Annotated in this window: 11 protein-coding genes and 1 riboswitch; of the genes, 4 read left to right on the top strand and 7 right to left on the bottom strand. The window is 74.0% G+C overall.

The genetic code is table 11. The features are described 5' to 3' along the window. On the bottom strand, window positions 1-750 hold a 750-nt coding region (locus M4J07_RS41150; protein WP_255981094.1), incomplete at its 3' end, for an AfsR/SARP family transcriptional regulator. A gap of 102 nt (window positions 751-852) precedes the next feature. Beyond that, window positions 853-2,952 (bottom strand): asparagine synthase-related protein, encoded by a 2,100-nt coding sequence (locus tag M4J07_RS41145; RefSeq protein ID WP_255981093.1) that lies wholly within the window; start codon window positions 2,950-2,952, stop codon window positions 853-855. Window positions 2,953-3,569: 617 nt separating this feature from the next. Here M4J07_RS41145 and M4J07_RS41140 point away from each other — a divergent pair. The 4 genes from M4J07_RS41140 (at window position 3,570) to M4J07_RS41125 (ending at window position 8,639) form a co-directional block, all read left to right on the top strand. Further along, window positions 3,570-5,000, top strand: coding sequence for an MFS transporter (locus M4J07_RS41140; RefSeq protein ID WP_255981092.1), 1,431 nt, complete (start codon window positions 3,570-3,572; stop codon window positions 4,998-5,000). Window positions 5,001-5,086: 86 nt separating this feature from the next. Then, window positions 5,087-6,292 (top strand): L-2-hydroxyglutarate oxidase, encoded by a 1,206-nt coding sequence (gene lhgO, locus M4J07_RS41135; RefSeq protein WP_255981091.1) that lies wholly within the window; start codon window positions 5,087-5,089, stop codon window positions 6,290-6,292. Between the two features lie 103 nt (window positions 6,293-6,395). Beyond that, a complete protein-coding gene (trmB, locus tag M4J07_RS41130) occupies window positions 6,396-7,169 on the top strand; it encodes a tRNA (guanosine(46)-N7)-methyltransferase TrmB (protein WP_255981090.1) in 774 nt (257 codons plus the stop codon). Window positions 7,170-7,331: 162 nt separating this feature from the next. Beyond that, the gene (locus M4J07_RS41125; RefSeq protein ID WP_255981089.1) at window positions 7,332-8,639 is read left to right on the top strand and encodes a PrsW family intramembrane metalloprotease; all 1,308 of its coding nucleotides are present in this window, start codon (window positions 7,332-7,334) and stop codon (window positions 8,637-8,639) included. Between the two features lie 10 nt (window positions 8,640-8,649). On the opposite strand, the gene M4J07_RS41120 is transcribed toward M4J07_RS41125, so the two are convergent. The 5 genes from M4J07_RS41120 to M4J07_RS41100 form a co-directional block, all read right to left on the bottom strand. Further along, complete coding sequence (locus M4J07_RS41120; protein WP_255981088.1) at window positions 8,650-9,633, bottom strand: aldo/keto reductase; 984 nt, start codon at window positions 9,631-9,633, stop codon at window positions 8,650-8,652. 122 nt (window positions 9,634-9,755) lie between these two features. Then, on the bottom strand, window positions 9,756-10,790 hold the full coding sequence (locus tag M4J07_RS41115) for a M23 family metallopeptidase (RefSeq protein WP_255981087.1): 1,035 nt from the start codon (window positions 10,788-10,790) through the stop codon (window positions 9,756-9,758). 11 nt (window positions 10,791-10,801) lie between these two features. After that, window positions 10,802-10,946: riboswitch (cyclic di-AMP (ydaO/yuaA leader) on the bottom strand. A gap of 244 nt (window positions 10,947-11,190) precedes the next feature. Continuing rightward, window positions 11,191-12,297: a PP2C family protein-serine/threonine phosphatase gene (locus tag M4J07_RS41110; RefSeq protein ID WP_255981086.1), complete on the bottom strand. Its 1,107-nt coding sequence runs from the start codon at window positions 12,295-12,297 to the stop codon at window positions 11,191-11,193. A gap of 176 nt (window positions 12,298-12,473) precedes the next feature. Then, window positions 12,474-13,724 (bottom strand): MFS transporter, encoded by a 1,251-nt coding sequence (locus M4J07_RS41105; protein ID WP_255981085.1) that lies wholly within the window; start codon window positions 13,722-13,724, stop codon window positions 12,474-12,476. Further along, window positions 13,724-14,761 (bottom strand): PLP-dependent cysteine synthase family protein, encoded by a 1,038-nt coding sequence (locus tag M4J07_RS41100; RefSeq protein WP_255981084.1) that lies wholly within the window; start codon window positions 14,759-14,761, stop codon window positions 13,724-13,726. Before M4J07_RS41100 ends, M4J07_RS41105 begins: the two co-directional genes overlap by 1 nt. Between the last annotated feature and the right edge of the window lie 82 nt (window positions 14,762-14,843).

Here is a 14,843-nt window from a genome sequence, read left to right as displayed (position 1 = left end):
CGGATTCGGGGCTGAAGCCGTAGCCGGTGCCGGTGCCGGTTCGGCGAGCAACTCCGCGTGCAGTCGCGTCAGTTCGGGCCCGGGATCCGCGCCGAGGCCGTCCGCCAGCGTGCGGCGGGCCTCCTCGTAGGCCGCCAGTGCGTCGGCGCCCCGGCCGGCCGCGCGCAGGGCACGGATCAGGAGGGCGTGCAGCGGCTCGTCGTACGGGTGGGTCGTGGTGAGTTCCCGTAGCTCCGGTACGAGTTCGGCGCCGCGGCCCCCGCGCAGATCGGCCTCCACGCGCGCGCGGGTGGCCTCCAGGCGCTGCGCCTCGGGGCGGGTGGCCGCCGGGTGGTCGGGGAGGTCGGCGAGCGCGGGTCCGTGCCAGAGGGCGAGGGCCTCGCGCAGCAGCCGGGCCGCGGTCGCCGGGTCGTCGGCCAGGGCGGCGATGCCCTCGCGGACGAGGCGCTCGAAGACGTACAGGTCGATGTCGGCGCGGGTGGCGGCGAGCCGGTAGCCGCCGGGCTCCGAGGTGACCGCTTCCCGGCCGAGCGCGCGGCGCAGCCGCCCGACCAGCGCCTGGAGCGCGGCGGGGGCGTCGGCGGGCGGGTCGTCCGCCCAGACGTCGTCGATGAGGGCGTCCGTGGGCGCGGTGTGCGGGGTGTGCAGGGCGAGGGAGGCGAGCAGGGCGCGGAGGCGGGGACCGCCCACGGGTACGGCGGTGCCCTTGTCGTCGTGTGCCTGCGTGGTGCCGAGGATCGTGTACTGCACCCGGGCATTGTCGCCGGTCGATGGCCGGGGCACCCAGCCTTTACCGCGGGGCGCCGGGCACCGGTCCCGCCGCGCGGCCTCCGTCCGGCTGCGGCCGGTCCGCTAGCGGGGCCCCGCCCCCAGTGCCCGCTCCGGGACGACGCTGCCCGTCGGGACGGCACGCGCGCGTGCCGGGGTGCCGGTCCAGCAGGTGCCGCGGCGGGCCAGGAGGCGGCGCAGCCACAGTTCGAGGGCGACCAGGTCGGCGAGGCCGTCCAGCGGGAGCGGTTCGCCGTCGGCGGCGGCGCGCAGCGCCTTGCGGACGACGCGGGCCTCGATCAGGCCGGTCTGGGCCAGCAGCGGGGTGTCGAAGAGCTCGATCAGGTGGTCGGCGGAGAGTCGCAGCCCGGTGCGGGACGCGGCCGTCGCCGTCGCGTGGGACGGGGCGCCCCAGCCCGGCGGCAGGTCGCTGACGCCTGCACCTTCCAGGACCGTGCGCAGGATCGCGGCGCGGGCTCCCGGCTGGACGCGCAGGGCCTCGGGGAGCCCGCGGCAGGCCCGGACGACCTGGTTGTCGAGGAAGGGCGCGTGCAGGCGCTGGAAGCGGACCTCCGCCGCCTGTTCGAGGATGCGCAGGTCCGCGGCGTGCCGGGCCAGGGCCGCGCGGGCCCGGAACTCCCCGGGGCGCTGGCCGGGTCCCGGTCCCGGGCGGGTGACGCCCTCCTGCAGGCGAACCGATACTTCTGCGAGCGCCTCCCCGGTCAGCCAGCGCGCGGCCGGGCCCGGTCTGGCCCAGGCGAGCGCGGCGAGGGACGCGCCCACGGCGCCCGTCGGCTCCTCGAAGCGGCGGTGCAGGAGGCGGTCGGCGAGGACGTCGACGCCCGCCCTGTAGGGCGTGCGCGCGAGTTTCCTGGCCGCTCCGTAGACACGTGCCGGGACGGTGAGCGAGCCGCCCTCCGCCTTCGTGAGGGCCGCCATCGGGCGCACCATGTGGCGGCGGCGCCGGTCCATGAGCAGGTCGGCCAGCCGGGCGGGATGGGCGTCCAGGACCTGGCGCGCCCCGTACCCGGTGAAGTGGTCGGCGCTGCCGGAGGCGAGGCGGGCGCGGTGGCGGGCGGCGGTGACGAGGGAGGCGCTGGGCTCGTCGGTGAGCGGCCCGTCCAGCTCGGCGTACGGGAGCGCCTCCTCGCCCGCGGCGACCACCACGTGGTGCAGGCGGGGGTTGGCCGCGATGGCGCCCGCCCGCTCCAGTTCGGCTTCGTGGCTGGTCGTCGTGGTGGCGGTGATGTCGTTGAAGGTGACCGCCAGGAGGCGCTCGCCGGCTCCCGTGCCGTGGCCGAGGACCGTGCCGGGCAGGCCCGGCAGTCCGGCGGCGAGCAGGGCGAGGGTGCCGGAGGCGGGCCCGCCGGAGAGGTCCGCGCCGATGCCGGGCACCGGCATGCCGCGGGCGGCGCGGCGCTCGGCGGGGCCCATGCCGGGCACGGGGCCCGGGTCCCGGTCGGTGCCGGGCACGTGCCGGGGCGCGGCGAGGCGGGTCCGCACGGCGTCCACGAGGGCGTCCCTGACGCCGTCCACGGCGCTGTCCGGGTCCGTGATGGGTCCGGCCACCGCGAGGGACGCCACGGCCTCGTAGCCGGCGATCTCGCGGGCTCCCGCGCGCAGGATCAGCGCATGGCCCGGCGGGATGCGGCGCACGCCCTGGTACGGGGTCGAGTCGTGCAGCGCCTCCGGGACGTCGGGGGCCGCGAGGAGCGCCGCCAGGTGGCCCACGTCCAGGTGGGCCTCGATGAGGTCGGCGAGCGGGAGCGCGGCGGTCGCGTACGCGGTGCCGCCCGCCCACGGGCTGTAGAACACGGGCCGGGCGCCGGCGAGATCGCCGACCACCGTGACGCGGCGGCCCACCTGGACGACGGCGGTGTAGCTGCCGGGCCACGCGGTGAGATGGCGCAGGGCGCCGCCGCGCGCCGCGAACAGGCCCACGCGCAACTGCTCGTCGGAGGCGCCGCACACGCCGAGGACCGCGATCCGCGTCTGGTCGTCGGCCTTCACGACGCGCACCTCGTCGGGCCGCCAGTCGCCGACCGCCCACAGCGGATCCGGGTCGCCCCACAGGAGTTGGGAGCCGACCGGGTGTACCGTTTCGCCTCCTGCTCCCGTGGCTCCGGCGGAACCGAATTCCATGGGTCCGGCGGCGGTACTGCTCCACCCCACCAACCACCGCATCGCCGCCTCCACAACCTGTGGACAACCAAGGGTTCCCCATGCTGCCACGAAGGCGACGCCGAAGAGGGGGCAAGTGGGGAGCGGGAGATGGCTTGTGCTCCCCCTAATGCGCCCCTTTTGAGCGGTGGTTGAACCGTGGCACTACCCGGTCAGGGCAGGACGACAGGGGCGAGATTCGGCCAAATCGGCCTGTGATGGCCGGAGGTGGGCTCCCCGCTTCGGCCACAGCGCGCAACGCACAGTCCGGGAGGCGCACATCGCCTCCCGGACCGGTCCGCCGCCCGCGGGGATGTAGGCGGCGGTGTCCCCCAGCCCACTGGATCCAGTACAGCGGGCCGACCCACGCAGGTCCCATGGAAGCGCTCCCCGCATGACCGAGTAAGAGCGCACGCACGGGCGCACGGCACCACACCCGGAGCACACGGTCACACGGCGTGGCCTGCGCCGTACTTCAGTACGGACAACAATCCCGCCATCTGAAATTACGACCCTTAACGCTTGGCATGCGGCGAACTACGCTGGGTGTACGAATGCCGCGCGGTTATGCCAGGCCGAGTCGGGCCGTTTTTTCGGCGTAGCCGCCAGACGCGGCAGCCGTCTGTGTCGAGGGGTGGCTCATGTCCAGGGAGCAACGCGGGCCGAACGAGAAACTCGGCGCCGTTCTCGCCCTCGCGGGAATCAGCAACGCAGGACTCGCACGACGGGTCAACGACCTTGGCGCACAACGCGGGTTGACACTTCGCTACGACAAGACGTCGGTGGCGCGCTGGGTGTCGAAGGGCATGGTGCCGCAGGGCGCCGCCCCGCACCTCATCGCCGCCGCCATCGGCCAGAAGCTGGGCCGGCCCGTGCCGCTGCACGAGATCGGCCTGGCCGACGCGGACCCTGCGCCCGAAGTGGGTCTCGCGTTCCCGCGCGACGTGCGGGCGGCGGTGAAGTCGGCGACCGAGCTGTACCGGCTGGACCTCGCCGGGCGCCGGGCGGGCGGCGGTGGCATCTGGCAGTCGCTGGCCGGTTCCTTCGCGGTGAGCGCGTACGCGACGCCCGCGTCGAGATGGCTGATAACGCCGGCCGATTCGTCGGTCGCGCGGGAGGCACGCTCCTTCGAGGGGACCGAGGAGAGCGCGCCGCAGAAGGTCGGGCACAGCGACGTGCAGAAGTTGCGGGAGGCCGCGGAGGACGCGCGGCGCTGGGACTCCAAGTACGGGGGCGGCGACTGGCGTTCGTCGATGGTGCCCGAGTGTCTGCGGGTCGAGGCGGCACCGCTGCTGCTCGGCTCGTACTCGGACGACGTGGGGCGCTCGCTGTTCGGCGCGGCGGCCGAACTGACCCGGCTGGCCGGGTGGATGGCGTTCGACACCGGGCAGCAGGAGGCGGCGCAGCGGTACTACATCCAGGCGCTGCGGCTGGCGCGCGCGGCGGCGGACGTCCCGCTGGGCGGTTACGTACTGGCCTCCATGTCGCTCCAGGCGACCTATCGCGGCTTCGGTGACGAAGGCGTGGACCTGGCGCAGGCGGCCGTGGAGCGGAACCGGGGGCTCGCCACGGCCCGGACCATGAGCTTCTTCCGGCTCGTCGAGGCACGCGCGCACGCACGCGCCGGTGACGCGCAGGCGGCGGGGGCCGCGCTGCGGGCGGCCGAGGGGTGGCTGGAGCGGGCGCGGGACGGCGACAGCGACCCGTCCTGGCTCGGCTTCTACTCCTACGACCGGTTCGCGGCGGACGCCGCCGAGTGCTACCGGGACCTGAAGGCTCCGCGGCAGGTGCGGCGGTTCACGGAGCAGGCGCTGTCCCGGCCCACCGAGGAGTTCGTGCGGTCGCACGGGCTGCGGCTCGTGGTGTCGGCGGTGGCCGAGCTGGAGTCGGGGAACCTGGACGCGGCGTGCGAGCAGGGCACGCGGGCGCTGGAGGTGGCGGGGCGGATCTCGTCGGCGCGGACCACGGAGTACGTCAAGGACCTGCTGCACCGGCTGGAGCCGTACGGGGACGAGCCGCGGGTGGTGGAGCTGCGGGAGCGGGCCCGTCCGCTGCTGATGGCGCCCGCCTAGCGCCGGCGGTGTGCCCGGTTCTCGGCCAGGTCCGCGGAGCATTGTCAGTGGGGTCGGGCAAGATGCAGACGTGGAGGTGAGGCCTGGTGGGGTCGCGTGCGTTTGACGGGGACGTGGTGGTGGTCGGCGGGGGGATCGTCGGGCTGTCCACCGCCTATGCCGTGTCGCGGGCCGCGCCGGGCACCCGGATCGTCGTCCTGGAGAAGGAGCCGGGCCCGGCCAGGCACCAGACGGGGCGGAACAGCGGGGTGATCCACAGCGGGATCTACTACCGCCCCGGTTCCCTCAAGGCGCGGTTCGCGGTGCGCGGGGCCGCCGAGATGGTCAAGTTCTGCGCGGAGTACGGGATCGAGCACGCCGTCACCGGCAAGCTGATCGTCGCGACCGAGCGGGACGAGCTCCCCCGCCTGCACGCCCTCGTCCAGCGCGGCAGGGAGAACGGGATTCCGGTCCGCGAGCTGGGCCCCGCCCAGATCCAGGAGTACGAGCCGGAGGTGCGCGGCCTCGCCGCCATCCACGTCGGCACCACCGGCATCGCCGACTACCGCGCGGTGGCCGAGCGGCTCGCCGAGGAGTCCGGCGCCGAGATCCGGTACGGCGCGGACGTCGTGCAGATCGACCGGCGCCCCGAGCGCGGCGTGGCCGTGCGCACGCGGACCGGAGACATCGTGCGCGCCAGGGTCCTCGTCAACTGCGCGGGGCTCCAGTGCGACCAGGTGGCCCGGCTCGCGGGCGACGACCCCGAGATGCGGATCGTGCCGTTCCGCGGGGAGTACTTCGAGCTGCGCCGGCCCGACCTGGTGCGCGGCCTGGTCTACCCCGTGCCGGACCCGGCGTTCCCGTTCCTCGGCGTGCACCTGACGCGTGGGATCGACGGCGGCGTGCACGTCGGCCCCAATGCCGTGCCCGCGCTGGCCCGGGAGGGCTACGGATGGGGCGTCGTCCGGCCGAAGGAACTCGCGGCCACGCTCGCCTGGCCCGGTTCCTGGCGGATAGCGCGGCGCCACTGGCGGTACGGGGCGGGGGAGCTGCGGCGCTCCGCGTCGAAGTCGGCGTTCGCGCAGGCGGTGCGGCGGCTGGTGCCGGCGGTCACCGCGGACGATCTGGTGCCGGCCCCGGCCGGGGTCCGCGCGCAGGCCGTGCTGCGCGACGGGACGCTGGTGGACGACTTCCTGATACGGGAGGGCGCCCGCACGGTGCACGTGCTGAACGCTCCGTCGCCCGCCGCGACCGCCTCCCTGCCGATCGGCCGGGAAGTGGCCCAGCGCGCGCTCGACGCCCTCGGCTCCTGACCGACGGACCGACGGACCGGCGGACCGACGGACCGACGGACCGGCGGATCGGCGGATCGGCGGATCGGCGCGCCGTCCCCGAACCCGTAAAATCGCCCCCACTGTGTCTGACTCCGAATCGCCCCAGCACTCCGCCCCGCCCGCTCGCCCGAACGAGCCGCGCTTTCCCGACGGGCCCAAGCCCGACCCCGCCGGGTCGCACTTCGAGCGGCGCATCCGCAGCTTCCAGCCGCGCCGCAGCCGGGTCACCACGTCGCAGGCCGACGCACTGCAGCGGCTGTGGCCCCAGTGGGGCCTGGACATCGACGGGCAGCGGGTCCTCGACCTGGCCGAGCTGTTCCCCGGCGTCGACCGCGTCGTCCTGGAGATCGGCTTCGGGATGGGCGAGGCGACCGCGCAGATGGCGGCGGACGACCCGTCGACCGGCATCCTCGCGGTCGACGTGCACACGCCGGGCCAGGGCAACCTGCTGGGCCTGGCCGAGCGCAACGGCCTGGACAACGTGCGGGTGGCCAACGGCGACGCGATCATCCTGCTGCGCGCGATGCTCCCCGCCGACAGCCTCGACGGGCTCCGCGTCTACTTCCCCGACCCCTGGCCGAAGAAGCGCCACCACAAGCGGCGGCTGATCCAGCCGGAGTTCCTGTCGCTGGTCGCGGGCCCGCTGAAGCCCGGGGCGCTGGTGCACTGCGCGACGGACTGGGAGGAGTACGCCGAGCAGATGCTCGAGGTGCTCACGGCCCACCCCGACTACGAGAACACGCAGCCGGACGGTGGCTACGCGCCGCGGCCCGACTTCCGCCCGCTGACCCGCTTCGAGGGGCAGGGCCTGGACAAGGGCCACGTGGTGCACGACCTCCTGTTCCGCCGCCGCTGACCGGCTCCGCCGGAAGCAGTTCGTCCGCGGGCCCGGCGGGGCTGGTCGCGCAGTTCCCCGCGCCCCTGGGATGCGCACTGCGTGCGGCATCTCCCCGACAGGGGAAGGCGGTGGCCCGGATGCCCCGTCGCGGTGGGCCCCGTCCCTCGTTAGGGTCAATCCGTGGCCCCGTATCCGACCTACCCGCCCCCTCAGGACGACGCCCTCGGCGCACACCCGAGCGGTGCGGTACCGCATCCGCGCTGGTGGGAGCGGAAGGGCGTACGGGCGACGGGCCTCGCGACCCTGCTCGCGCTGTCCGGCGCGGTGATCGTGGCCCTCGTCCGGGAGCAGACCGGAACGGAAGGTTTCCTGGTCGGGCTCGGCCTCGCCGTGCTGCCCGTACCGCTGCTCATATCCGCGTTCCGCTGGCTGGACCGGGTGCGGCCGGGCCCCTGGCGGAACCTGGTGTTCTCCTTCGCCTGGGGCGCCTGCGCCGCGGCCCTGATAGCGATCGTCGCCAACAGCTTCGCGACCCGCTGGATAGAGACCGCCACCGCCGACCCGTCCAGCGCCGACACCCTCGGCGCCACCGTGATCGCACCGATCGTCGAGGAGTCCGCGAAGGCGGCGGCCGTGCTGCTCGTCTTCCTCTTCCGCAGACGCGACTTCAGCGGCATCGTCGACGGCATCGTGATCGCCGGGGTCACCGCGACCGGCTTCGCGTTCACCGAGAACATCCTCTACCTCGGCAACGCCTTCGGCACCGACCAGCTCTCCGGCACCGGCCCCGGGCTCAGCTCGGTGACCGCCGCGACGTTCTTCGTCCGCATCGTCATGTCGCCGTTCGCGCACCCGCTGTTCACGGTGCTCACCGGCATCGGCTTCGGCATCGCCGCCCTCATCGCCCCCGACCGCGGCCGGGCCCGCCGGATTCTGCTGCCCGCCGCGGGCCTGCTGGCCGCGATGGGCATGCACGCCTTCTGGAACGGCTCGTCGTCGCTCGGCGAGTACGGCTTCTTCGCGGTGTACGCGGCGTTCATGGTGCCGGTGTTCGGGCTCGTCACCTGGCTCGCCGTGTTCCTGCGCCAGCGCGAACTGCGCACCGTACGGCAGGAATTGCCCGCTTATGTCGCCGCGGGCTGGCTGGCGACGCCCGAGCCGTTCGCGCTGGGTTCGCTCAAGGCCCGGCGCCTGGCGCGGGAGTTCGCCGCGCACTACGGCGGCCGGCCGGCGGCGGAGGCGGTCGCCGCGTACGAGTCGTACGCGACGTCGCTCGCGCTGCTGCGCCACCGCGGCCGCAAGGGCCGGGCGGGCGCCGACTTCGTCGTACGGGAGAGGGAGCTGCTGGAGGCGCTGTGGGAGCGGCGCGGCTACGCGCGGGCCGCGCTCGCGTACGGCTCCCAGGTGGCGGCGCCGGTCTGGCTGCCGCCGGTGTACGCGGGCCCGCCGGTGAACCGGGTGCCCGCGTACAACCCCTATCTCCGCTGACGCGGGACCGTCAGGCGGAGGCCGCCGTGAGCCGGCCGACCTCGGCGTCCGTCAGCGCCAGGTCAGCGACCGCGAGCAGCGCCGGCAGCTGCTCGACCGTGCGTGCCGAGGCGATCGGCGCGGTCACGGTGGGCTGCGCGGCGAGCCAGGCCAGGGCGACCGTGGCGATCTCGGCGCCGCGCTCCTGGGCGATCTCGTCGAGGGCGGTCAGCACGTTCCGGCCGCGCTCGGTCTCCAGGTGCTTGCCCGCGCCGGCGGCCCGCGGGCTGTCGACGGCGGTGCCGGGACGGTACTTGCCGGTCAGGAAGCCGGCGGCGAGCGCGTAGTAGGGGACGGCGCCGAGGCCCGCGCGCGAGGCGATGTCCTGGCGGGCGCCCTCGTAGGTGTCGCGCGAGACGAGGTTGTAGTGCGGCTGGAGGGCGACGTAGCGGGCGAGGCCCTCGCGGTCGGAGAGGTCGAGGGACTCCTGCAGCCGCTCGGGCGAGATGTTCGACGCGGCGATGTGGCGCACCTTGCCCGCCCGCACCAGTTCGTCGAGGGCGCCGATGATCTCCTCGACCGGGATCGTCTCGTCGTCGTCGAAGTGCGTGTAGTACAGGTCGATGTGGTCGGTGCCCAGGCGCTTCAGGGAGGCGTCGGCCGCGGCCTTGATGGTGGCGCCGCGCAGGCCGCGGAAGTCGGGGTGGCGGGCGACCTTGGTGGCGATGATGACGTCGTCGCGGTTGCCCCGGGCCTTGACCCACTTGCCGATGATGGTCTCGGACTCGCCGCCGTGGTTGCCCTCGATCCAGGCGGAGTACGAGTCGGCGGTGTCGATGAAGTTGCCGCCACCGGCGGCGTAGGCGTCGAGCACCGCGAAGGACGTGGCCTCGTCGGCGGTCCAGCCGAAGACGTTGCCACCCAGCGAGAGCGGGAAGACCTCCAGGTCGGAGGAGCCCAGCTTGCGGCGTGCGGAGGAAGAGGAAGCAGAGGAAGCAGAAGCGGAGGAAGTCATGCTCCGATTCAACACCCTTGCGGAATCGGGCATTCAGGGCAGGCTGAACCGGCAGCCCTGGCGTCGGGGGGTTGCCGCCAGGACCGCCGGGGTTCAAGGAGACACCCGGAAGCGGGCGGGACTCAGAGGGTGAGGCCCTTGCCGCGCAGCCACGCGGCCGGGTCGACGCCGGTGGCCTGGCCGCCGGGGTGGACCTCCAGGTGGAGGTGGGCTCCGGTGACGTTGCCGGTGGCGCCCACGCGGCCGATGACGTCGCCGGTGGTGACCTTCTGGCCGACGCTGACGTTCATCGAGGACTGGTGGCAGAACCACAGCTCGGTGCCGTCGTCGAGGGTGAGGACCGTGCGGTAGCCGTACGAACCGGCCCAGCCGGCCTCCGTGACCGTGCCGGAGTGGATGGCATAGATCGGCGTACCGGTGGAGGCCGCGAAGTCGAGGCCCGTGTGGTAGCCGGAGGACCACATGGAACCGGGCTGGCCGAAGGTGCCGGTGAGCGTGTACGAGGCGACGGGGAGCTTGAAGCTCTTGGCCAGCTTGGCGAGGCGCTCGGCCTCGGCCTTCCGCTTGGCCGCCTCCTCCGCCTTCTTCTTGTCGGCGGCGGCCTTGGCGTCGGCCGCCTCCTTCTTGGCGGCGGCCTCCTCGGCGGCCTTCTTCGCCGCGGCCTCTTCGGCCGCCTGCTGCGCGGCGGCGTCGGCGGCGTCCTGCTGGGTCTCGGCCTGCGCCAGGATGCGGGCCCGCAGGGCCTCGCCGGCGTCCTCCTGCCCGTTGCCCACCGTGGTGAGCGGGGCGGTGGACGGGGCCTGGGCGTCGTCGGAGCCTGAGTCGTCGGATATCAGCGCGCCCACACCGGGCAGCGACTTGGCCTCGGGCAGCGAGTCCTTGACCGCCGAGAGGTCGGGCATGGAGATGTGGACGGCGGGCTTGCCGCCCTGCGCGGTGGCGATGCCGCCCGCGCCGACGGCGGCGATCACGCCGACGCCGAGAACCGTGGAACTGCGCGCGAGTCCGCCGCGCTGCCGGGCCACGCGGTGCTTGCCGCGGACGGGGCGGACGGATTCCTCGGTGGGGTTCCACTCCTCCCAAGTCTCCTGGGCGGTGCCGAACTCGTCGTCATTCGGCGGGTAGGAGAACTCGGGGGCAGGCCGGTTGGACGCCACTGGGGCGCGCTCCTTTCCTTCCTTCTCGCCTACCGGGTTAGCTGACGGGTTCGGAGCAGGAAGGTCTCCTACCGACATCGCGAGCATCAACGATGTCCGATTCACCCCAAGTTGGTGGTTCCCCGGCTCCCTTGCGGGATTAAGCGTGTGCGCACGGAGCCGACTCTTGTGACGGCTGGGACGACCGCGCTGCGTTATCGAACGTTAATAGACAGCCGACAGTAATTCCAAGCCGTTCCCACTGATCGTTCACGTCTTTGGCCTGGACTTAACGGGGCACGACCGGGCGGAATCGGGCGAGTTGACCGGCCGGTCGTCCACACCGGAGCTTCACCAATTTCTGACGGTGTATCAATTGTTATGCGCAGGGAGGTCGTTCGGTCACACCTCGTGACAATGATCAAGGGCGTCGTACGGCGAGGAGCGCCATGTCGTCCGTCGCGCCCCCTCCGGTGTGCTCCCGCACCTCGTCGACGAGGGCCGAAAGCAGTGCGTCCGGTCCGGGGAAGATGCGACCGGTGAGCCGGGCCGCCGGATCGTAGAAGACGCCCTGCCCGTCGCGCGCCTCGGAGAGTCCGTCGGTGTAGAGGAGCAGGGTGGCGGCCGGCGGGAACTCCGCCTCCGTGGCCCGGTCCGGCCAGCTGCCGAGCTCGCTCATGCCGAGCGGCAGCGCCGCCTCGTCGGGGCCGAGCACCCGCAGGGTCCCGTCGTCGTGCAGCAGGATCGGGTCGGGGTGCCCGCGGTTGAGCACCCGGACCAGGTCGAGGCCGTGCGGGAGCTCGGCGAGCACGGCCGTGGTGAAGCCCTCGTAGTCGTCGACGCCGCGCCGTCTGGTGCCCTCCCTGGCGAGGGCCCGCTCCAGCCGCTGGGCGACCGCCTCCAGGCTGCCCTCCTGCTCGGCGGCCTCCCGGAACGCGCCGATGACGACGGCCACGGCGGCGACCGCGCCCATGCCCTTGCCGCGGACGTCGCCGACCACCAGCCGGACGCCGTGCGGGGTGTCCTGCACCGCGTACAGGTCCCCGCCGATGAACGCGCCGGCCTGCGCCGCCTCGTAGCGCGCCGCGATGGCGAGCCCGCCGATCCGCCCGGCCGGCTCGGGCAGCACCGCGAACTGCGCCGCCTCCGCGATCTGCCGCGCCGAGGCCAGCTGCTCGTCGCCGCGGCGCACGATCCGGTTGATGAAGCAGGCCAGCACGCACACCGTCGCCACCGTGGCCATCTCGGTGATGACGTCGGAGTGGAACGCGTTCGTGTATCTGAGGTGGACGGCGACGATCGCGGCGATCGACCCGAGCCCGGCCAGGATCGTGCTGCCCAGCGAGAAGAACGGGGCGGCCACCAGCGGGGCCGCGCTGAACAGCGGGGACCCGGCGAAGCCGGACGGCGTGAGGTACTCGTACGCCGCCCCGCCCAGGATGAGCAGCACGGGCAGCAGCCGCAGGAAGGCACGGACGCCGACAGTGTCCGCCGTATACCGGTGCCTTCCGCCGCGCCGCTGCCCCACCGCTCGTCTCCTGTCCGCGCCCGGGTTCCCGGCGTCTCACCAAGGGTTCCCGGACCGGGGGCGGGCGGCGACCAGGGCTGCTCCGTACGGGTTACCGACGGAGGGTGCCGCTCGGGGGCACGGGGAACTGCGCGGCCGGCCACAGCGAACCCGCACCGAGCCGCGAACGCCTGCCCCTACGGCGAGACGGTCCGGGGCCCCGGTGAGGCGAGCCGCCCGGACCGCCCGAGCCCGCGCAGCCCCAGGGCCCCGGCCGCCCCGACGCAGGCCAGCACCAGCCACGGCACCGCGGGCACCCCCCGGCCGGCGTCGAGGAGAACGCCCGCACCGAGGTTCCCCACGGTGATCCCCACCCCGCACACCGTGTTGTAGAGCCCGTAGTGCGTGGCGACCCAGCGTCCGCCCGCGAGGGAGACGACCGTGTCCATCTCGAACGGGTAGAGCACCGCCGTGGCCGCCGCAAGACCCGCCGCGCACACCAGCAGCCCGGCCACCCCGGTCCACCCGGCGCCCCCGGCCGCGGGCACCAGGAACGCGGCGCCCATCAGCCCGAGCCCGCCGGCCAGACACTGCTCGCGCCGCCACGTCCTGCGGCACCAGTCGGTGATCCGCAGCTGCCCGGCGAGCGCGACGAGCCCCGACACGACGAACAGCGCACTCGTCGCGGCCCGCCCCGCCGTGCCGCCGCCGACGAGCCGCTCCACGGCGAGCGGCAGCGCGAGGTAGACCTGGAAGGACAGGATGTACGAGGCGGTCATCGCGAGCGAGAACAGCCAGAAGGAGCCGTTGCCGAGGACCGTCCGCCACTGCCCGCTCTCCCGGTCGGTGCCGGTGCGCCGCCGCACCGGCAGCCGCAGCGTCTGCACCACGGAGAGCACCGCGAACAGCGCCGCCGACACCGCGCACGTCAGCCGGAAGTCCACACCGGTCAGCGCCAGCCCGACGAGCGGCCCGAGCAGGATGCCCGCCTGGTAGTAGACGTTGAACAGCGCGAACGCCTCGATCCTGCGCTCCTCGCCGGCCTCCGCGGCGACGTACGCCCGGACCGCCGGATTGAACAGCGCCCCCGCGAGCCCGGTCGCGACGGACGCCCCGACGAGCACCGGCAGGGTGTCCGCGAAGGCGAGCGCGCCGAACCCGGCGGTCCGCAGCGCGCACCCGGCGACGATCATCGGCTTGAACCCGAGCCGGTCCGCCAGCGCCCCGCCGACCAGGAACATGCCCTGCTGCGACAGGTTCCGCACACCGAGGACCAGCCCCACCGACCAGGTGGCGAGGGCGAGTTCGCCGGAGAGGTGGGCCGCTAGGTACGGCATCAGCATGTAGAAGCCGAGGTTGATGGTGAACTGGTTGACGTAGAGCAGCCGGACCGCGGGCTCGAACCGCCGTGTCCGGTCGACGAGTCGGGGCGCTTTCAGCAGGACCATCAGGAGGTGACCCCCACCCGGGCGGCGCACCGGCGGAACGACCACGCGGCCACCGGCTCCCCCGGCTCCGGCACCGCGCGCGGCGCGTCCGGCACCGCGCCCTCCAGCAGTCCGTGCCGCGCGCAGTACTCGTCGTTGAACACCGTGTCGAAGTACCGCTGCGGACCGTCGGGGAAGACCGCCACGATCCGGGTCCCGGCCGGCCGGGTGCGGGCCAGCCAGTCCGCGACGAGCGCCACCGCGCCCACGCTCCAGCCGCCCGTCGCGAACTGCCGCCCGGCCAGCCGGCGGGCGCTGCGCACGGCCTCCGCCGGGCCGACCCAGTGGATCTCGTCGTACGCCGCGTGGTCGACGTTGCCGGGGTGGATGGACGAGCCGAGCCCCCGCATCAGCCGGGGCCCGGCCGGCAGCCCGAAGATCGTGGACGCCACCGAGTCGACGCCCACCAGCTCCAGGGCGCGCATCCCGTGCCGTCCGCGCAGCGCCCGGGCGATCCCGCCCGAGTGACCGCCGGTCCCCACGGCGCACACCAGCACGTCGAACGTGCCGATCTGCTCGGCGAGTTCGGCGGCGAGCCCCGCGTACGCGGCCGGGTTGTCGGGGTTGTGGTACTGGTCCGGGCACCAGGAGCCGGGGAGCCGCGCCAGCCGGCGGGCCACCTCGTCGACCCGGGCCTGCTGCCAGCCGCCGACCGGGCTCGGCTCGCGCACCAGGTGCACCCGGGCGCCGTGCGCGGCGAGCATCCGCTCCACGATGGGTTCGAGGCCGGGGTCGGTGACGACGTGGACGGGGTGCCCGTAGTGCACCCCGGCGAGCGCGAGCCCGAGGCCGAGCGTGCCGGACGTGGACTCGACGATGGCGCCGCCCGGCCGCAACTCACCCCGCTCCCTGGCTCGTTCGACCATGTGGAGGGCGGCGCGGTCCTTGATGCCGCCGAAGTTGAAGCCTTCGAGTTTGGCCCAGTAGCCGTCGATGCGGAGCACGGGCGTGTTGCCCACGGCGGCCGGTGCGGCCGTGGTCTTGAGCTTGCCGATCATGTGGTGCGTACGTGCCCTTCGGAGTTCGGTTCGGTCCGGGAAGCGGAGGCACGCACGGGCCTCAGTTCCGGTCGATTCCCAG

The organism is Streptomyces longispororuber, assembly GCF_024448165.1.
GTDB lineage: Bacteria > Actinomycetota > Actinomycetes > Streptomycetales > Streptomycetaceae > Streptomyces > Streptomyces longispororuber_A.
This window is presented reverse-complemented; position numbering and strand designations above follow the sequence as displayed.

Bases quoted from the DNA above. Each gene is read 5' to 3' on its own strand.
- M4J07_RS41145 (WP_255981093.1), bottom strand. From the start codon at position 2,952: ATGCGGTGGTTGGTGGGGTGGAGCAGTACCGCCGCCGGACCCATGGAA.
- M4J07_RS41140 (WP_255981092.1), top strand. From the start codon at position 3,570: ATGTCCAGGGAGCAACGCGGGCCGAACGAGAAACTCGGCGCCGTTCTC.
- M4J07_RS41120 (WP_255981088.1), bottom strand. From the start codon at position 9,633: ATGACTTCCTCCGCTTCTGCTTCCTCTGCTTCCTCTTCCTCCGCACGC.
- M4J07_RS41105 (WP_255981085.1), bottom strand. From the start codon at position 13,724: ATGGTCCTGCTGAAAGCGCCCCGACTCGTCGACCGGACACGGCGGTTC.
- M4J07_RS41100 (WP_255981084.1), bottom strand. From the start codon at position 14,761: ATGATCGGCAAGCTCAAGACCACGGCCGCACCGGCCGCCGTGGGCAAC.